Consider the following 22271-nt stretch of genomic DNA (forward strand, 5'->3'; position numbering starts at 1 on the left):
TACGGCAATATGATCCGGAGTCCTTTCAACCTGGGCTTCAAATAATGCCTGAATCGTAGTGTCACTCGCATAATCACTTTCTGTAGACCATAACCCTGATAACTGGGTGTATTGGTCCTGAGGAATAAGGTTGAGTTCAGATAATGTAAGATTTTCCTGCTGATTAATTCCTGCGATCTGATCAAGCATGAACAGATAAGAATTCATCATATTTTTAACTGTTTCTTTTGAATAAACAGCTTTAGCATAGTTGAACATACCCTGTAAAGTCTCCCCTATATCATTGATCATGGTGGTAATATCAAACTTAGCCACCTGATAATCCACATTTCCGTTAAAAGGATGAAGTATCGTCGTTTCATTTTCAGATGGCGAAACATCTTCGCCGAAACTTTGAAGACCAAACATCACCTGGAAAACCGGATGACGGGATGTATCCTGTTCTACTCCTAATTCTTCCACTAATTTTTCAAATGGAAGATCCTGATGAGACTGGGCCTCTGTCACCGACTGAGCCACCTGTAGAATGAAATCTTTTACCCTTTGAGCCGGATCAATGTTTTCTCTTAATGCAAGAGTATTCACAAAGAACCCGATCATATCTTCAAGTCCTACATGATGTCGGTTGGCAATAGGACTTCCTACTATGATATCGTCCTGTCCGGAATAGGCTGAAAGCGTCAGGTAATATCCACCCAATACTATGCTGTATAAACTTACTCCAAGATCTTTCGAAAAGTTTTTCAACCTTAGTGTCTGCTCTGCATCCAGGCTAAAGTAGAGATTTTCTCCATCATAAGATATTTGTGATGGTCTCTTGAAATCTGCTGCTAAATCTAGGTTTTGGAATCCATTCAATTTATTTTTCCAATAGCTGATCTGCTGGTCAAGACGTTCTCCTGTAAGATAATTACGCTGCCATAAAGCAAAGTCTTTATATTGAATTTTTAAGCCAGGAAGCTCATGCGGTCTTCCTTCTGTAATGGCATTGTAAATATGGATTAATTCTTTTAAGAATACTTCTGTAGACCACCCATCAAATGCAATATGGTGTATAACAACAGACAGATAATAAGATTCTTCTAATTTAAATATATTGATATCTACCGGTAATTCTTCTTCCAAACGGAAGATTTTATTGGCTACACTGCTTACTTTTTCTTCAAGCTCCGCCATTGTCTTCACCTCATGCTGATGTATGGCTGGGATATCATCTACCACAGACTGCCATCCTATTCCGTTATCGGTAGTACGAATGGCTGAACGAAGCACTTCATGACGCATTATGATCGCGTCTAGAGCTTTACACAGTATTGAAATATCCGCTTTTTCATCCAAACGGAATATCATCGGGATATTATAAGCACTGCTTCCACCTTCGTAATTTTCTATAAACCAAAGCCTTTCCTGTGCGAAAGATAGTCTTTGTTCTTCCGGAGTACTTACTTCTACAGGAGTAATCGTAATCTGCTCTCCTCTGGTGTTTTCATCTGCCAGAATATGGGAAAGAGAAGCTATTGTTTTATGACTGAAAATCATGGCTACTTCTACTCTTATATCCAGCACCTGCTTGATCTTACTGATCAGCTTTATGGCCATGATACTGTTTCCTCCTAATCTGAAGAAGTCATCATTGATACTGATATTTTCAGCATCAAGACCTAATACTTCGCCATAGATATGACATAGTTTAGTCTGTAATCCGGTTTCAGGAGCAACATAATTTTTGCTTCCTGTAAACTCCGGTTCCGGAAGTTGTTTTCTGTCCAGTTTTCCATTGATCGTTAATGGTAAGGCTGTTAAATGAACAAAAGCACTTGGTACCATATATTCCGGTAAGCTCTCAGAAAGATGTTCCGAGAGTAAATTGGAGTCAATCTGAGAATCTGACACATAGTATCCTGCCAGGTATTTTAATCCTGCTTTATTTTCTTTAGCCAGAACAGCGACCTGACGGATTCCAGGATAATGAAGCAATATATTTTCAATTTCTCCAAGCTCAATTCTATATCCGCGGACCTTCACCTGGAAGTCATTTCGACCTACATATTCCAGCTCGCCATTGGATAACCAGCGTACTAAATCACCTGTTTTGTATAAGCGTCCATTCTCTCCTCTAGCCTTTTGTTCTAAAGTTTGGAATGGATTAGTAATGAAGCGTTCTTCCGTTAATTCAGGTTGGTTTAAGTAACCTCTGGCAATACCTGCTCCCCCTATATAAAGCTCTCCTACAGCACCCACAGGAACAGCACGATGTTGGCTGTCAAGAACATATGCTGTAGTATTTGCTATAGGCCCACCGATATTCAATGGATTGTTGTCTTCTTTGTAGTAGTGTAATGTAGCACAGACCGTTCCTTCGGTAGGTCCATACTCATTAACAAGAATGATATCCTCTATATTTTTATCCAAAGCAGGGAAACTCTCTCCTCCGGCAAAAATCAGCTTCAAGTTGGTTCCGTTGTCTACCACTTCTCTCAATAAAACCGGTGGAATAAATGAAACTTCTATATTATTTTTTTTAATATACTCATTAAGCCCGCTTACTGATGTTCTAAGATCATTGCTGTAAAGCCATAATGTATTTCCATTACACAAGACCGGGAAGGCCTCATACACAAAAGCATCAAATACATAATTTGAGTAACAGCCCACTTCCTGGAATTCTTCAAGTCGGTGAGCCTTAATCATTGATTCTATAAGGTTTATCACTCCGGAATGTTCAATCATTACTCCTTTAGGAAGTCCTGTTGTTCCACTGGTATAGATGACGTAGGCCAGATTGCCGGAATTCACTTTAGTAACAGGGTTTTTAGACTCTGCTATTTCAAGCTGTGCTTTAAGACTGACATTATCCAGAGATAATAGCCCTATATTTTCTAAACCACTTATCTTTTCTGCAGATTTTTCTTCTGTAAGAACTATTGTAGCATTAGTATCCTGAAGGATATGTTTTATTCTGTCCACAGGATACGAAGGATCCATTGGCACATAAGCAGCTCCCGCTTTCATTACAGCAAGAACCGCAATCAGCATATGCTCTGAACGATCTAAGCATAAAGGAATAATATCATCAGGCTGAAGATTGTACGTTTCGATCAGATAATTAGCCAGGCGGTTTGATCTCTCGTTAAGCTCTCTGTAAGAAAGTTGAACGTCCTGATATACCAGTGCTGTCTGATCCGGAGTTTTCAACACCTGATTTTCAAATAGCTGATGGATTGTTATTTCTGATGGATATGCTTTATAGGCTGCATTCCATTCTTCTGTTAATTTTTTATATTGAACATGAGTGACAAGGTTCAAATCAGAAAGTGTCATTTCACTCTGAACATCATTTTCTGTTATTTGCTTCAGTAAAAACTCATAAGAATCAATCATATTGCCCACCGTTTCTTTTGAGAAAATGGCTTTAGCGTAGTTGAACATTCCTTTGATACGGTCTTCTCCATCATCAATCATGGTCGTTAGATCGAATTTAGCTACCTGATAGTCAATTTCTCCATCAAAAGGATAAAACAGCTTGTTCTGATTATTTTGAGAAGAATCACTTCCAAAATTCTGAAGGCCAAACATCACCTGGAAAACCGGATGTCTTGAAGTATCCTGCTCTACTCCAAGTTCCTCTACCAGCTTCTCGAATGGCAGGTCCTGATGAGACTGTGCTTCGGTAACTGATTTTGAGACTTGAAGAAGGAAATCTTTAAGTTTTTGTTTTGGATCCAAGGTTTCTCTCAGTGCCAAGGTGTTAACAAAGAATCCGATCATATCTTCCAGCCCTGCATGATGACGGTTGGCAATAGGACTTCCTACCACAATATCATCCTGCCCGGAATAAGCGGAAAGCATCAGATAATAGCCTCCCAGCATGACAGAATACAAGCTTATTCCAAGGTTTTTAGATAAAACTTTCAGTTTTTCACTCTGTTCTTCATCTAAGCTGAAATATAGATTTTCTCCTTCGTAAGAAATCTGGGAAGGTCTCCTGAAGTCTGTCGGAAGATCTAGGTTCCGGAAATCCAGAAGCTGATCTTTCCAGTAGCCAATCTGTTTTTCAAGACGTTGCCCTGAAAGGTAATCACGCTGCCATAAAGCATAATCTTTATACTGTACCGGCAGATCAGGAAGTTCCTCCGTGTTTTTGTTGTTGAGAAGGGCTTGATAGATTGTTTGGATTTCTTTCAGGAATATATCCGTAGACCATCCGTCAAAAGCAATATGGTGAATGACTGCTGACAGGTAATACCGGTTTTCGAATCTGAAAATGTTAATTTCAATAGGAATCTCTGTTTCAAGTCGGAAGATTTTATGGGCACATCTGTTTATGGCTTCATCTAGATCTTCTCTCTTGTTTATTCCGGTCACTTTCCATTCAGGCACAGCATCAGTAACTACCTGATAGCCTACTCCATCTTCTGTTGTTCTAATGACAGAGCGCAGCACTTCATGGCGCCTGATAACTTCTTCAAAAGCGGCCTGCAGCACGGAAATATCTGTTTTTTCATCCAGAATTGCCGTCATTGGAATATTGTAGGCACTGCTTCCGCCTTCGTAGGTTTCAATAAACCAAAGCCTTTCCTGGGCAAATGATAATCTTTGTTCTTCAGGAGTATTAACCTTTATAGGAGTAATAGCACTCTGCTCTTCAATATAAGTTTCATCCATTAAAACATCAGTCAGAGAAGCAATCGTTTTATGGCTGAAAATAGCCGCAACTTCTACCCTGATACCAAGGACCTGTTTCACCTTGCTGATGAGTTTGATCGCCATGATACTGTTTCCTCCTAATCTGAAGAAATCGTCATGAATGCTAATATTAGCTGCATCAAGACCAAGAACCTGGGCATAGATCCGGCATAATTGTTTTTGCAGTTCAGTTTCCGGCGCTGTATAATCCGTTCCTGCTGTAAACTCCGGTTCAGGAAGGCTTTTGCGGTCCAGTTTTCCATTGATGGTGAGCGGCAGTGAATTCAGATGTATAAATGCCACAGGAACCATATATTCCGATAATGCCTGTGATAAGAACGTAGTGAGAATCTCTGACTCTATTGAAGAATCTGAAACGTAATAGCCTACAAGGTATTTAAGCCCTGCCTTGTTTTCTTTAGCCAATACAACGGATTGTCTCACTTCCGGATATTCCTGCAGCCTGTTTTCAATTTCGCCCAGCTCTATTCTATAACCACGAATCTTCACCTGGAAATCATTTCTGCCTATGTATTCAAGCTCTCCGGCAGGAAGATATCTCACCAGGTCACCCGTTTTGTAGATACGTCCGTTTTCTCCTTTTTCTTTTTGTTCTTCCGTCTGGAAAGGGTTTTTCTGAAAACGCTCTAAAGTGAGCCCGGAACGGTTCAGATAGCCTCTGGCAACACCTGCACCACCAATATAAAGCTCTCCAATTGCTCCTACAGGTACCGGACGATGATAAGCATCAAGCACATAGATACTTGTATTGCTGATCGGACGTCCAATATTATTAACACTGCTGTTAGCATTAACAAGAGAGGTAACGGTTGTCTCGGTAGGACCATAGGAATTAACTAACTTAAATGCGCCTTCTTTTAATTTGTTGTGTAAGTCTGTAGGTAAGGCTTCCCCGCCAGAGTTGAGTATGCGTAAACTCTTCACCTTAGTTATATCAATACTTTGCAGCACCGAAGGGGTAAGGTGGATGTAGGAAACATTATAGCCTGTCAATGTTTTTACAAATTCTTCTTCATTAAGTAACAGCTTCTGACTTTCTATAAATACCAGTGCATTCCCATTTAATAGAGCGAGCAGCATCTGCTCTATAGAGGCATCAAAAACATAATTGGCAAACTGTAGAATAACATCGGAACTATTTAATCCGTAACGGGGATGGAGATCATGGATTAGATTCACCGCTCCTTTATGCTCTATCATTACCCCTTTAGGCATACCCGTAGTTCCGCTGGTGTAAATCACATAAGCCAGGTTTTCTGCTGTAGCCTCAGTAAGAGGATTATTCGTGTTCATCCTTGCAAGTATGCTGCTGAAAGACAAGCTGTCAAGAGATAAAACACCGGAGTACCCTTCTGCATTTTGAGTTACGGCCTCTATTACGCTTTCCTGAGTAAGAATCAGCAATGGGTTTGTATCTTTTAGAATATGCTGTATTCTTTCCGCAGGATATGAAGGATCTATTGGCACATAAGCTGCACCTGCTTTCAGTACTGCAAGAATTGCAATAAGCATATGTTCGGAACGCTCCAGGCAAAGCGGTATCAGATCATCCGGTTTAATATTATAATTTTCTGTCAGATAGTTAGCCAAGCGATTGGCACGCTCATTCAATTCCTGATAAGAGAGTTCTGTATCTTTACATATCAATGCTGTATGATCCGGAGTTTCTGAAACCTGATCTTCAAATAACTGATGAATGGTCTTTTGTGAAGAGATGGAAACCCATGTATTATTCCAGTTCTCTGTAAGATTTCTATATTTTTTTTCCGTTAAAAGAGAAATTTGGCCTGATGTTATATTTTGATTGTCAATAACCTGATCAAGGATGGTTTTCATACCTTCTATCAGCTGATCCATCGTTTCTTTTTCAAACAGACAGCCTTCATAGTTTAAGGTGAATGAAACTTCACTTCCTCTTTCAAATGCCACGACGCCCAGGGGATAATCCAGCTTCTCCACAGAATCCCTGAATACAAAGCCAAGTTCATCATGATCTTCTCCATCAGGTACAGGATAGTTTTCAAACACAAATAAGCTGCTGAAAATTCTTCGTCCGTCATGATGAAGTTCTGCCAGATTAATATCACTATGGGTATTAATATCACTGATCCTGTTCTGAATTTCTCTGATCTGATCGACCACTTTTCCTTCCTCATGGGTAATGATTAACGGCAATGTGTTGATGTATAACCCTGCAGACAATTCAATTCCGTCTACCGGCAGGCTTCGTCCTGACACCGTTGTTCCTACAACTGTTGTACTGAGACCTCCATAGATCCTCAGCTGCTGATGCCACAGGTATTGTAATATGGCATTTACGGTTAATCCGTGGACCTTTGTAAAGCCTTTAAGCAAATCATACTTATCACCGTCGATCGTCATCTTTACCTGTTGATGATCCTGGATATGACGGTATGTTCCCAAATCAATATGTCTCTGAGATGCTTTAATTAATCCGCTTAGGTCTTCCTGATCTTCCAAAGACTTCATATAGGCATTCCAGAACCCTCTTGCTGCTTCTTTATGATCCCTAAGGTATTTCTGGGTATCTGTATAGGCACGGTCCGGTATAGCCGCAATCTCCTGACCTTTGGTAAGGTTCAGATAATTTGTATGAATACTGTTCAGAATAACAGGTATGCTCCATCCATCCAGGATCGCGTGATGATTACTGAACAGACAGGTATACTGGTCTTTTGAACGTTTAAACAGATATACTCTGAAAAGGTCTCCTTTGGAAAGATCATATCCTTCAAAGCGGTCTTTTGCCGTAATTTCTTTAATATATATTTCCTGAGCTGCTTCAGCCCTATCACTGATATCCTGATAGCGCCAGTCTACATTTCCATTTTTATTGATGACCTGAACAATCTCACCGTTCCAGTCTAACCTCAGCCTTAATGAAGGGTAAGCCGCCTGGGTAAGTCTCCAGGCCGTATTAAGGCTTTCCACATCAAGAACAGCATGGTAATCCCACAATAGCTGCACTCTGTAGGCATCGTCTTTTTCTCCCTGATTTAGAGCATGATATACAAACCCTTCCTGCAAACTGTTGGCAAGATATACGCCTTCTATTTCCCCTGTTTTTTGAATCCCGGTAAGCTGTTCAAAATCTACTACATAATCTACATCGGATGGAGTAAGATAACTTTGTGTTTCCCGGGAAAGGGCTTCAACGATAGCTTCAATACTTCGTTTAAAGCTTTCCGTAAACAGTTCAATCTGTTCTTCTGCAAGGTATCCTGCAATTTCAAAGCGCAATTGTCCATCCACAACAGCACCGTTCATACTGATATAATGACTGTCACTGTTATTTTTTCCTATTCCCGACCCTGCATCTTCAGCTGCAATAAACCAGCTTTTTTCTTCTGTTTCCTGATCCAATTGCCCTAAATAATTGAAGCTGATCTTTGGCAGCTCCCGTTCTGTATATCCTACAAGACTTCCGTAGCCAATGCCGTTATGAGGAACACTTCTGAGGGATTCTTTGGTCAAAATGATGGTATCCGTCAATCCTTTTCCATTTTTCAAAAGTAAAGGGAACATCGTAGTGAACCATCCTACAGTTTCCGTAATATCAAGCTGCTGAAAGACTTCTTCACGGCCATGGCTTTCTAAAAGAACAGAATGAGCCTCTTCTCCCGTTAATTTTGAAAGGGAAACCGACAAAGCTGAAAGTAACAGGTCATTGATCTGGGTCTGGTAAACATGATGGCTGCTTCTAATCAAGGCTTCTGTAACCTCTTTATTTAGCTTCAGGCTCTTATGGTGAGCTTTTTTTGTTATTAACCGATCCAGCGCTTTATTGTGAACTTCTGTAGTCTCTGCGCATGTATTCCAGTATAGCAATTCTTTGATTCTGGAGTCAGGATCCTCAGAACGATAATTTTTTACAGCATTGACCCATTGGCGGTAACTGCTTCCTTTCGGATGAGAAAGGACTTTTTCTCTATTTCCTTTTTCAAGAGACTGATAGATATTCTTTATATCTTCTGTAATAATTCTCCAGCTTACTGCATCAATAATCAAATGATGAAAAGCAAAATAAAGTCTGGCACCGCCATCTTTATACCCACTGATGTATCCTATCTGATACAATGGGCCTTGCTCAATATCAAAACCTGACTGCCATTCTGTAAAGATTTCTGATAGCTCTTCTTTATTCAGAAGGGAAGCATCCAGATATTTGATAGACGGGAAAACCTGAGTGTTTCCATAAGTTTGAATATAACCGTTGTTGCTTTTTTCAAATTTTAACCTGAATGCATCATGTCTTTCTATCAAATATTGGATAGATTCTTCCAGTAATGCATTATCCAGTTCAGGAACATTGACAAGAAAAGCCTGATTCCAATGGTTAAAGTCTACAAGGTATCCTTGCTCTTTCTGGCTAAAGAACCATTCCTGGACAGGAAGTAAGGAAAATTCTCCTGTAAGGAGTCCCTGCTCTGTTACAGTCTCTGTTTGCTCGCTCTGTTTCTTCTCTTCAATAAGCAAAGACAATGCGGCGGCTGTTCGGGAGGTAAAGACCTCCTTCACACTCACCTTTACATCCAGCTGTTGCCTGATTCTTCCCACCAGCTGGATACTGATGATACTGTCGCCTCCTAATCTGAAGAAATCATCATGAATGCTAATAGTTTCGGCATCAATTCCCAATACACCGCCATAAATCTGGCATAGTTTGGCCTGGAGTTCAGTTTGTGGAGCAATATAATTTTTACTTCCTGTAAATTCGGGTTCCGGAAGTTGTTTTTTATCCAGTTTTCCGTTAATTGTAAGCGGTAAAGCCTCTAAATGAACAAAAACTGCTGGAACCATATACTCTGGCAAAGATTCTGATACATATTCAGAAATAAGATAAGAATCTATCTCATAATCAGAAACATAATATCCCACCAGGTATTTTAATCCCGCTTTATTTTCTTTAGCTAAAACTGCAGTCTGGCGAATGCCCGGGTAGCGTACTAGCGTGTTTTCAATTTCCCCTAATTCAATTCTATAGCCACGGATTTTTACCTGAAAATCATTTCTTCCCAAGTATTCCAACTCTCCATTAGAAAGCCAGCGCACCAAATCACCTGTTTTATACAGTCTTCCGTTAAGACCTTTTGTTTTTTCTTCTGAACTTTGGAAAGGATTGATAATAAACCGTTCTTCCGTAAGCTCCGGGCGGTTCAGATATCCTCTGGTAATCCCTGCTCCTCCAATATAAAGTTCGCCTATTGCTCCCACAGGAATCGGACGTAGCGTATCGTCCAAGACATATGAGGTCATATTTCCAATGGGACCACCTATATTTATTGGATTGTTGTCTTCTTTGTAGTAATGAAGGGTGGCACATACTGTACCTTCTGTAGGGCCATAGGCATTAATAATATCCACTCCTTCAGCCTGATAAAGAGCCATTAACTGCGGATTGGTTACATCTCCTGCTACCATAAGCTTTTCCACAGGCAAAATATAGTCCTTGGTAAGCAATACAGGAGGAATTGTCGCAATCTGGATATCACTCTCACTGATATAGTGCTGTAAAGCAGCAATATCCGTCTGCTTTTCTTTATCCAACAGATAAATACTATGACCATGGGTAATAACAGGGAAAAGTTCGGCAATATGTGCATCAAATACATAATTGGCATACCACAGACATTTCTTCAAGGTGGACAGCTTGGTATTCAACTCAAGGTCTTTGGCAAATTGAGTTGCAAGGTTTGAAACTCCCCGATGTTCTACCATTACTCCTTTCGGAAGTCCTGTGGTTCCACTGGTATAGATCACATACGCTAAATTTTCAGGTCTTGTTTGAGCGACAGGATTATTGGAATCCGCTATTTCCAGTTGTGCCTTACGTTGAACCTCATCTAAAGAAATACATTCAACATTTTGATCTTTTAATCTTTCAGCAGTAATTTCCTGTGCAATCACAACCTTGGCATGGGTATCCTTTAGAATATGGCTGATTCTGTCTGAAGGATATGACGGATCAATTGGAACATATGCACCTCCAGATTTCAGAACGCCTAAAATAGCAATCAGCATATTTTCAGAACGTTCCAAACATAGAGGAATAATTTCGTCCGGTTGAATATTATATTTCCCGATCAGATAATTGGCTAATCGGTTTGATTTTTCATTTAATTCTCTGTAAGAAAGTTGAATATCCTGATATACCAATGCAATATGATCCGGAGTTTTTATCACCTGATCTTCAAAAAGCTTATGGATGGTTTTACCGGTTGGATACCCAGTAACCGTGTCATTCCAGTTTTCTATTACTTTTTTATACTCTGTAGCTTTAAGGAGCTGGAAATCATTAATTTTAATATTCGCTGCATTTTCAGTACCTATCGCTGCAATCTGCTCTAAAAGCAGAACATAGGTCTCCTTCATTCTCAGGATGGTATCTTTACTGAAAAGAGAAACTGCGTAATTAAACATTCCTTTTATCTGTTCCTCTCCATCGTCGATCATCGTCGTCAGATCAAACTTTGCAGCCTGGTAATCTATTTCCCCTTCAAAAAGGGAGAATAAGGCCTCTTTTTGAGTTTCTCTTCCAAAACTTTGAACGCCAAACATCACCTGGAATACCGGATGACGGGACATATCCTGTTCTACACCCAGTTCTTCCACCAGCTTCTCAAACGGAAGGTCCTGATGCGACTGTGCGTCTGCTACAGATTGGGATACCTGAAGAATAAAGCTTTTAAAGCTCTGTTCAGAATTCACATTTCCTCTCAGTGCCAGTGTATTAACAAAGAAACCTACAATATCTTCAAGACCTGCATGATGACGGTTGGAAACCGGGCTTCCTACAATAATATCCTTCTGACCCGAATAAGCGGAAAGCATCAGGTAATATCCGCCCAGCATTACGCTGTATAAGCTTACCCCAAGTTCTCTGGAAATTTTCCTCAATCCTGAGCCTGCTTCCGGAGACAAATCAAAGTAAATGGCAGCTCCTTCATAAGAAATCTGAGCCGGACGTTTGAAATCTAAAGGTAAATTAAGAGACTCAAAGTCTTCCAATATTCCCTTCCAATAATTAATTTGCCTGTTCAGGACTTCTCCTTTCAGGTAATTTCTCTGCCAAAGGGCAAAGTCTCTATACTGAACAGCAAGATCAGGAAGCTGATGGGAAGCTTTCTTCATTAAAGCTTCATACACCACCTGAATTTCTTTCAACACAATATCTACAGACCATCCGTCAAATGCAATATGATGAACTACTATAGATAAATAATGCTGGTTTTCCAGTCTAAACAGGGTAATATCCAAAGGAAGCTCTTCTTCCAGACGGAATACTTTATTAGCAACAGCATTGATAGCTGCTTCCAATTCTTCTCTGGTATTTACATTTACTGTTTTGAATTCCGGAAAAGAACCTGTAACCACCTGATATCCTATCCCCTCTGCTGTTGTTTTAATTACAGAGCGAAGGACCTGGTGGCGCATAATGACTGTTTCCAGGGATCTTTGAAGTTCTTCCAGCTGTACATCCCGGCTCAAAGTGAGTACCATCGGAATATTATAAGCACTGCTTCCGCCTTCATACGCTTCAATAAACCAAAGTCTTTCCTGGGCAAAAGACAGGCGCTGATCTTCGGGTGATGAAACCATTACAGGCTCGATATGTATATTTTCTTCCTGAAATTCCGTTTCTAGAAAAGAAGCAAGAGAAGCAACGGTCTTATGGTTGAATACAGAATTCACCTGGATACGGATATCCAGATAATTTTTAATCTTACTGATCAGTTTTATGGCCATAATGCTGTTTCCTCCCAGGCGGAAGAAATCATCATGAATACTGATCTCTTCAGCATCAAGCCCTAATATTTCCCCATAAATACGGCAAAGTTTTTCCTGAAGCTCGGTTTGTGGAGCAGCATATTTTTTGATTCCGGTAAATTCTGGTTCCGGTAAGGCTCTTCTGTCTAATTTTCCGTTAATCGTTAAAGGAAGGGCATCAAGCTGTACATAGACTGCAGGAATCATATATTCCGGCAATGTTTCCGATAAAAATTCTGAAATATTATCCTCAGCTATAGCTTCATCAGGCACATAATATCCGACTAGAAATTTCATTCCGGCCTTATTTTCTTTCGCAAGAACCACAGCCTGTTTTATACCGGGATATTCCTGCAGCCTGGTTTCAATTTCGCCTAATTCAATTCTATAACCACGGATTTTTACCTGGAAATCGTTTCTGCCGATATACTCCATATTTCCATCCGGATGAAGACGTACTAAGTCTCCGGTCTTATAAATTCTTCCGTTTTTCCCTCTTATTTTCTGTATCGCAGTCTGGAAAGGATTTGAAATGAAACGTTCTGAAGTAAGATCCGGTCTGTTCAGATATCCTCTTGCAATTCCGTTTCCGCCAAGATAAAGCTCTCCAATAGCTCCCACAGGAACGGGCCGGTAATTTGCATCAAGTATGTAGGCTGAAATATTTCCAACTGGACGTCCTATAAGATGTACATCACCATGCTCAACCTGTTTGTAAGTCGCATAGACAGTTGCTTCAGTTGGTCCGTAAAGGTTATAAAGATTGGTATATTCCGACCAGTATTTACCGGTTTCAGAATCACAAGGTTCTCCGGCATACAGCATCCCTTTCAGAGAAGGATATTCTATTTTTGGCAGTACGGAAAGCATCACCGGTGGCAGATAAGCATAAGCAATATCATGATCCAAAAGGTAACGGCTTATGGAATCGGCATCTTTTTTAAGGGTTTCATCAAGGATATGCAGCTCATTTCCATATAACAGGGCATTAAAGAACTCTGATACCGATACATCAAAAACGTAAGAGGTATAAGCTGTTATCTTTTCTCCTTCACTGAAGCCATAGGCATCCCTGATCTGTGAAACTACGTTAACTACATTCTGATGCTCAATCATTACTCCTTTAGGCATACCTGTTGTTCCACTGGTATAAATTACATATAAAAGGTTCTCCGGAGAGACTTTTGTAACAGGATTATGAGAAGATGCGGTTTCCAGAATTGCTTTAAATACAAGATCATTTAAGGATATCATCTTTACAGATTCTCCTTCTATCTTATCTTTTGAGGCTTCTTCCGTAAGGATTACTTTCGCCTTGGTATCATGAAGAATATGCCGGATTCTGTCTGCCGGATATTGAGGATCCATAGGTACGTAAGCAGCACCTGCCTTTAAGACACCCAAAATAGCTACAAGCATGTTTTCTGAGCGTTCTAAACATATTGGGATCAGATCATCAGGCTGAACATCATATGCCTCAATGAGATGATTAGCCAGACGATTGGCTTTTTCATTTAATTCCTGATAAGATAGTTTGATATTCTGATACACCAGAGCCGTAGCATCGGGTGTTTTTGAAGCCTGTTCTTCAAATAACCTGTGAATGGTATATCCTTCAGGATAATCATACTCAGTATGATTCCAATCCTTTGTGATCTTCTGATAATTTTCATCATTCAGAAGCTGGAGATTCTTAATGGTGTTGTTTTTTGAGACTGTTCTTCCTGTTTCAATCAATTGGTTCAGGATAAGCATATACGTCTCTTTCATACGGACAATCGTCTCATCTTTGAAAAGAGCTACTGCATAATTGAATATTCCACGGATGCTGTCTCCGTGAACATCAATCATCATGGTCAGATCAAATTTGGCAGATTTATAATCGACATCTCCATCAAAAGGAAGAAGTATTTCATTGTTATTTTTATGGGAAACTTTTTCTTCAAAGTTTTGAATCCCAAACATCACCTGGAAAATCGGATTTCTCGAATTATCCTGTTCTACCCCCATCTCCTCTACTAATTTTTCAAAAGGAAGATCCTGATGGGACTGAGCATTGATGATGGATTCTGAAACCTGTACAATAAAATCTTTTACCTGCTGATCGGGATCTATTATTTCTCTTAAAGCAAAAGTGTTAACAAAGAATCCTATGATATTTTCAAGATCGGCGTGGTGACGGTTGGCAACAGGGCTCCCTACAATAATATCTTCCTGTCCTGAATAAGCAGATAGCATCAGATAATATCCGCTCAGCATCACACTGTATAAACTTACTCCAAGATCCCTTGAAAGTTGTTGTAATCCCAAAGCAAGCTGTTCCGGAAGATCATAGTAGGTTGTTGCTCCGGTATAGGAAACTTGAGCTGGTCTCTTAAAATCTAAAGGAAGATCCAGCGTCTGAAATCCTTCCAGTTTATTTTTCCAATAAGAAGTTTGCTCGTTAAGTATATCTCCGGAAAGGTAATTTCTCTGCCATAACGCAAAGTCTTTATATTGAATAGATAATACCGGCAGCTGAGGATCTTTTCCCTCAATTAACGCTTGATAAATTGCATTAAATTCATTGATAAATATTTCCGTAGACCATCCATCAAAAGCAATATGATGAATGACAACAGACAAGTAATCATGTTCCTCCATACTGAAAACAGAAGCACTTATCGGAAGTTCCTGATCCAGATGGAAAACTTTATTCACCACATCATCTATGGCCTGATCAAGCTCTGTTCTGGTTTCTACCTCTCCGAAATGAATCTTAAGCTTATGGTCTGTTACCTTCTGGTATCCTACTCCATCTTCTGTTGTAAGGATGATACTTCGCAATACTTCATGACGCTGCATCAACAGATCAAAAACCTTCTGGAGAAACTCTAGGGAAACATTTTCTCCCAACTTAAATACCATTGGAACATTGTAAACACTGCTGCTTCCTTCGTAGGATTCTATGAACCAAAGTCTTTCCTGTGCAAAAGACAAACGTTGTTCTTCAGGCTTCGAAACCGTTATCGCATTGATGTTTATTGGTTCAGAAACAACATTATTTTTATCAAGTATATGGGATAATGATGCCACCGTTTTGTGTCCAAATACCATAGATACATTTACTGGAATTTCCAGCTCCTGCTTGATCTTACTGATGAGTTTAATAGCCATAATACTATTTCCTCCAAGACGGAAAAAATCATCATGAATGCCAATGCTTGCAAGATCAAGTCCTAAGATCTGCCCATAAATATTACATAATTTCTCTTGTAATTCGTTTTCAGGACCTGTATACTCTCTTTCTCCACTGAATTCAGGTTCAGGCAGCTGTCTTCTGTCTAGTTTTCCATTAATTGTTAATGGTAAAGCTGTTAACTGCACAAAAGCACTTGGTACCATGTATTCAGGTAATGTTTCTGATAAATATTCTGTCAGCTTTTCAGCATCCAATTCTTCTTCAGAAACATAGTACCCTGCCAGGTATTTCATTCCTGTATTGTTTTCTTTCGCAAGAACTACAGATTGCCTGATTTCAGGATGCTGGGATAATCTTTCCTCAATTTCTCCCAATTCTATTCTGTAACCACGGATTTTTACCTGAAAATCGTTTCTGCCAATGTATTCTATATTTCCATCAGGAAGCCAGCGTACCAGGTCTCCTGTTTTATATAATCTTCCGTTTACCCCTTTTTGTTTTTGAATTTCCGTTTGGAATGGATTTTTGATAAAACGTTCTTCAGTAAGATCAGGGCGGTTCAGATATCCTCTTGCAATGCTTACCCCACCCAGATATAATTCTCCAACAGCTCCTAGCGGTGACAACTGTTGGCATGCATCCAGAATATATGCGGAACTATTTCCTACGGGCTTACCAATCACATGTACATCTCCATATTCTATCTGTTTGTAAATCGCATAAATAGTTGCTTCTGTAGGCCCATACAGGTTATAAAGCATCTTTTTTTCCGACCAGTATTTTCCCGTTTCATAATCACATGGTTCTCCCGCGTACAAGAAACCTTTCACAGAAGGGTAATCTATTCGTGGTAAAACAGATAGCATTACCGGCGGTAAATAGGTATAAGCAATCTTATTTTCTAACAAATATTTACTGATAAGATCTGCATCTTTTTTAGTGCTTTCATCTAATAAATGAAGCTCATTTCCGTATAATAAGGCATTGAAAAATTCGGATACGGAAACATCAAAGACATAAGAAGTATAAGCCGTTATTTTTTCTCCTTCAGCAAAGCCATATGCTTCTCTTACTTTATCTACAACATTAATGACACTCTGGTGTTCTACCATTACTCCTTTTGGAAGTCCTGTAGTTCCACTGGTATAAATTACATATGCCAAATAATCTGCAGATGCTTTAGTTACGGGATTTGATGGATCCTGTTCATCCATCAAAATTTTGAAATTAGAATCATTTAAAAACAAATATTGTATAGGAAGATGATTAACCTTCTCTGCAGTATTCTCTTCTGCAAGAATGACTCTGGCTCCAGTATCTTTGAGAATATGTTGAATTCTGTCTACAGGATAAGAAGGATCCATAGGAACATAAGCTGCTCCGGATTTCAATACTGCTAAAATAGCAATCAACATATTTTCTGATCTTTCCAGGCATAATGGAACCAGTTCATCTGGCCTAAGATCAAAAGTGTTAATTAAATAATGAGCCAAACGATTAGAACGTTCATTAAGTTCTTTATAAGTTAATTTAACATTCTGATAGATTAATGCAGTATTCTCAGGAGTTTTTAAAACCTGATCTTCAAATGCCTGATGAATTGTTTTAATATTCTGATGGTCCCAATCTATTGTATTCCAGCTGTCTATTACTTTCTGACAGAAGTTTTTATTTAAAAGTTCATATTGAGAGATCAGTTTGTCCGCATTTCCTTCCAATAAATCCTCTAACATTTCAATAAACAACCTTTGATAAATGTCTACAAAATTGGATATCAATTTAGCATCAAACTTTTGATTCGCATAACGAACCTTATAATTAATCTGACCATCTCTTACTTCCTGCTCAAATGACAATTTACCGACCAAATCGACATTCAGATCACTGTTAATAATAACATTACTGGCTCCTTCATAGTGAATAACCACGTCTTTAAGACTGGTTTGAACAAACCCGAATTCCAGTATATTGGATGTAGGTGCATGACTGATAAGCTCTTCAATAGGCAGGTATCTTGCCTTGCTAGTTTTTAATTGATTGATATATTCTATATTTTGGTGGACAAGATCTTGCAGAGAAGATTTCGATTCGAATCTGTAGCCTTTTAAAATCGTATTAATATGAGCGCCAAAGATAAAGCCCTTCCCTTCTGTAATACCAACAGGGTAATTGATTACCAAATCATTAACACCTGAAATTCTATGAAGTAAAACGGCAAAAACCAGTTGTCCGTAGGTATAGGGTGTCAGTTTATATTTTGAGATCAGCTGTCTTACTTTAAGAAATACTGATTCAGGAAAATGAAAACGAAGTTCACTTACCGGATTAATCGGAATATGTTCTTTTTCCTGAAAATCTGGAAGAAGTGAATCTGAAGTCTGTAAAAATTTAAAGCCGATATTTTCTACATCTTTCAAACCGGATTTCCAGAAATCTGTCATTTCTGTTTTTCCTTTTGCCAGTATATCTTCAAGCTGATTTCTCAGTTTCTCATATTGCTCTTTCTGTTCTGAAAGGCTAATAGGGTTTACATAGTTAAGATCATTGTAAAATGTACTGAGCTCAGCATAGATACTGTTTGCACTTAGCCCATCAACAAGAATATGGGAAAATATATGAATAATTCTATATCCACCATTATCTAGTTTAATGGCATAAAATCTTGCCAACTGTTCTTTTTCCAGATCAAAAGGCTGTAAGGCAAGCTGTAAAATTTCATCAGCACTGGGTTCTTCGGCAATAAATGTCAGTATTTGTGCATTTTCAGAAAGCAAAGGTCTTTGCTTCCAGATTAAATTTTCTGATTCACTTACAACATTGCTGTTGAGTAATAAATTATTGTTAACAAATCTGACTAAGCTTGAATTCAGTCTCTGGATATCAACATATCCGGACATAGACTGGTCGAAGATAATATTATAGTCACTTCTGGATGGATTCAATATCCATTCATTATAAAAGGTAGATTGATAAGGTGTTAACTTCATAGCAATATATCCCGAAAGACGGTAGGTTAGGTTATTAGGTTAGGTTTATACGTTTTTATTCACTCCATTGCCTTGAAGCTTTTCTGAACCAATGTTTCAGAATATCAGTAAACAGCAGTCTTCCCTTTGATTTTACAAAAGAGAATCCTTGAAGCCTGTTAATAACAAGCCCCACACATAAGAGTGATGTTAGAATTAAAATAGCAACCAACAATGTTGGCCGCTATTTTAATAATAGTATTTCAATGATATTTTTACTCTTTAATACAACGAACTGAATTTCCTTGTGATTTGGTAGATCCACTGGTTGTATTAGCTGTTCCAAATGTTGGAATCTGTAGAACATAAGCTGCAGGATTTGTAACAGCATCAGTGGTACTACTCCAATAGAACCCTTGCTGACCTGTGTATACAGATGATAATGTTCCTTGTCCAGCATCTCGTATACCAGGAACCGTTAAGCCCAGCTTACTTGCGGAAGCTCCAGAAGCTCCATTTAACACATTCATGTTCAGATAATTTGTTAATTGAGCTCTCGTTGGAACTTTAAATCCAACAGGACATGGATTATTGGTAGAAGTTGAATTATCCCATAGGTTTGAGTCTGGGTTTACTCTCCAATCTCCACCTACAGCAATAAATAACGGATTAGGTGGTACATCACTTTTCGCACCGGTAATTCCATTGACCGGAGTTCCGCTGCTTGGTCCTGTCCAGTTAATCAGTTCATGAGCGTCAGGTCTTCTTCCCCACTGGAATAAGGATCCGTATGCACGGTAATCTGATGAGGATGTTGCTTTTTGTCCAAGATTGAAATTAGGCCCGTTCACATTAGTATAATCCGCTCCTAAATTGTGATTCAGCCAGACATTGTTGTCTTCAGCCTGTATAGGAAGATAAAGGAAATTATGATTGAAATTCCCCTGAACATCAGGTTCATTAAACATTCTATCTGGAATAGCAGCTATGATACGAACTTCATATCCTTTTGGAGTTCCAGAGTTAGGAAGTAAGAATTGTCCTAATAATACTCCAAGATAATCATTTCCAATTCCTGCATTTACATCCAGCTTACGGGCATTTAAAGTCCCAACTTCAGATTTCAGGGTTGCAGTGATTGATTTTGTGGAAGCATTATATGACTGAGAGTTCCATGATAAGGTAATATTTCTAGAAATTCCGTCTTCTGTTAAATTTGCAGGTATATTTATAGTTTGGCTCCACGCTCCGACAGTTCCGCTTCCGGTAGCTGTTGCAGGAACATAAACAGTAAGGCCAGAAGTAGGAATTATCCCCTGTAAATCTACCAATGTTTCAGGAGTTCCGTCAGCAGCAACGGGTCTTGCAGTAGTAGCTGGTCCTGTAGGAGTAGTAAATGGCGAATAATCCTGATCATAAACAGAAGCGATGAAGTATCGTCCTTCTAAAGTTATATTGGATGGGATTACAGGCGTACCCGGATTTACAGTAAGGCTAAGCGTGGAACATGTGCTCCCTTTTATTGTAATATTAAAAGTTGCTGTTCCCGAGCTAATAGGAAACCCGGTTACTGTTAATTGTAACGTTCCGCTTCCTGTAGCAAAAGTACCCGGAGCGAGTGTGGCCGTAAGCCCATTCGCTTGAAAAGTCTGTCCGGCATATGCACTTCCGTCACCACCTGTGTAAGGGATGGTCAAAGTTCCTGCATAAGATTGCCCTTGTGTTGCGGAATTGGGAGTAAATGTAGCAGCTCCGCAATTCAAAGCAAAAGCTGGGGTATCTTTCCAGAAACATTGTGACCAAGCTCCTCCCTGAAAGGCTTTTACACATTGTTCTGATATATCAAAGATCAGCATTCCGTTAACCGGATTATTGATGACTCCGGTATTCTGGACTCTGTTTAATAATAAACTCTTATTTGTAGAGCCTAATTCCAAATCTACATTTAGATTAGGATTAGGCTGGTTAATGCCTACCTGAGCGAAGGAAAAGATACCACTACATAAATAAATGGGTAATAATAATAACTTTTTTTTCATATTGAATTTGTTAGGTGTTTAATAAAAAAGAAAAGGTAATAAAAACATATAATTTACTTTAAAGGCTCATTGTAAAAAAGACCTATAAAGTTGACAAGAACACTAAAGTAATATTCAGATTAAATTCTAAAGAAATCAGTTACTGAATAAATAGGAGATAATTCAATTACTATAATAAATATGGTAAACCAGCTTAATAAGCTAATAAAAACATCTTATACTTAATTTTTAGAAATAAAAGAACACGATTTCCCTGCTACATTTAGATAAAACGTAACATTTCCAGTTTTATCCGGAATACCGGAAACTATATAATGGAGTTCGCCATTTCCTTTAGAAAAATTTCCTGCTGGTAAGAATGCAGTTATCCCATTTGTCTGAATATTCTGCTTTTCATAAAAGCTACCATCTCCGTTTGAATATGGAACAGTTAAAGTTCCGCGATATGCTTTCCCAGATATCAAAGGCGGTGATACTGTAGCAGAAGTACATAATAATGAAACCGAGTTTAACGTTTCTAAGCTTACATTCTTTAAACCTGACGATTTAAGGAGTCCTTTGCCAAGACAACCGGTCCATCGATTGTCTTGATATGCTTTTACACATTCTTCTGACTGATCATAAATCATCATTCCACTAACAGGATTGGGAACTGCATTAGTGTTGGGAACTCGATTTAGAAGTAGAGCTTTATTACCGGAACCTAATTCTAAATCTGCACTTAAATTTGGATTAGCAGTGCTAATCCCAACTTGAGACAAGTAAAAGACACTATAGCAAAATGCTAATAGTAATAAATTTTTTTTCATTGTAGATTATATTTAAATGCATTAATTTATTTCTTTTCAATTGTAGATTATATTTAAATGCATTAATTTATTTCTTTTCAATTGTAAATTTAAAGAAATTTTTCAAACTAAAAAGAAAAAAATATAATTATATCACAATGAAATGATTTTCAAATAATCATATACACTTAAAATTCAATCTAAAACAAGGCAATATATTTCACTTTAAAAAGATATTATCTGGAATTTGATACTTTAAAAAAATTGTTTCATTTTTAATTTTGAGATTATTGGAAGCCAAATGGACAGAGTAACTTTTGTCAATAAAAAATTCTCTTATATAAAATTTTTCCTGCTTTATAAAAGTCTCATTATTAATCACCTCAAAAGAAGCTAAAGGAATCATCATTCCCTCGCCATGAGCCTTAATAACGGCTTCTTTTTTTGTCCAATAGGTATAAAAACTTATAATTTTATTCTCGGCATCCTGAATTTCTTGTAACTCATTAGCAGTCATCTGAAATTGAAAATCTAAATAATTAATTTTCTCATCTAAAAACTCTATATCTATTCCAATCGGAAAATCTGCAATGATACAGACTACAAGATTTTTCGAATGCGAAACATTGAAATGAATATTTTGATTTTTTATAAATGGTTTTCCATTCGGTGACAGTTCAATATGCAATTCACTTATCTTATAATATTTATCCAGGCCATGGCACAAAAGTACTCTTCCAAGTAATGACAACTGAGTATCCTCCCATTTTCTGAATCCTAAGACTTTATGCCTAAATTCTTC

The 22271-nt window shown here is 38.4% G+C and carries 4 protein-coding genes; all 4 read right to left on the bottom strand.

The window, feature by feature from the left end:
- Positions 1-18663: non-ribosomal peptide synthase/polyketide synthase (locus tag DRF60_RS19950; RefSeq protein ID WP_116014938.1), on the bottom strand; the 18663-nt coding region annotated here is incomplete at its 3' end.
- A 254-nt stretch (positions 18664-18917) separates the two neighbouring features.
- Positions 18918-20681: a fibrobacter succinogenes major paralogous domain-containing protein gene (locus DRF60_RS19955; protein ID WP_116014941.1), complete on the bottom strand. Its 1764-nt coding sequence runs from the start codon at positions 20679-20681 to the stop codon at positions 18918-18920.
- A gap of 221 nt (positions 20682-20902) precedes the next feature.
- Complete coding sequence (locus tag DRF60_RS19960) at positions 20903-21490, bottom strand: hypothetical protein (protein ID WP_116014944.1); 588 nt, start codon at positions 21488-21490, stop codon at positions 20903-20905.
- Positions 21491-21689: 199 nt separating this feature from the next.
- The coding region (locus DRF60_RS19965; protein ID WP_116014946.1) for a 4'-phosphopantetheinyl transferase family protein at positions 21690-22271 on the bottom strand (582 nt) is incomplete at its 5' end.

This window comes from Chryseobacterium elymi (assembly GCF_003385495.1).
GTDB lineage: Bacteria > Bacteroidota > Bacteroidia > Flavobacteriales > Weeksellaceae > Chryseobacterium > Chryseobacterium elymi.

Coding starts and splice junctions, on each gene's coding strand:
- DRF60_RS19955 (WP_116014941.1), bottom strand. CDS start 20,681: ATGAAAAAAAAGTTATTATTATTACCCATTTATTTATGTAGTGGTATC.
- DRF60_RS19960 (WP_116014944.1), bottom strand. CDS start 21,490: ATGAAAAAAAATTTATTACTATTAGCATTTTGCTATAGTGTCTTTTAC.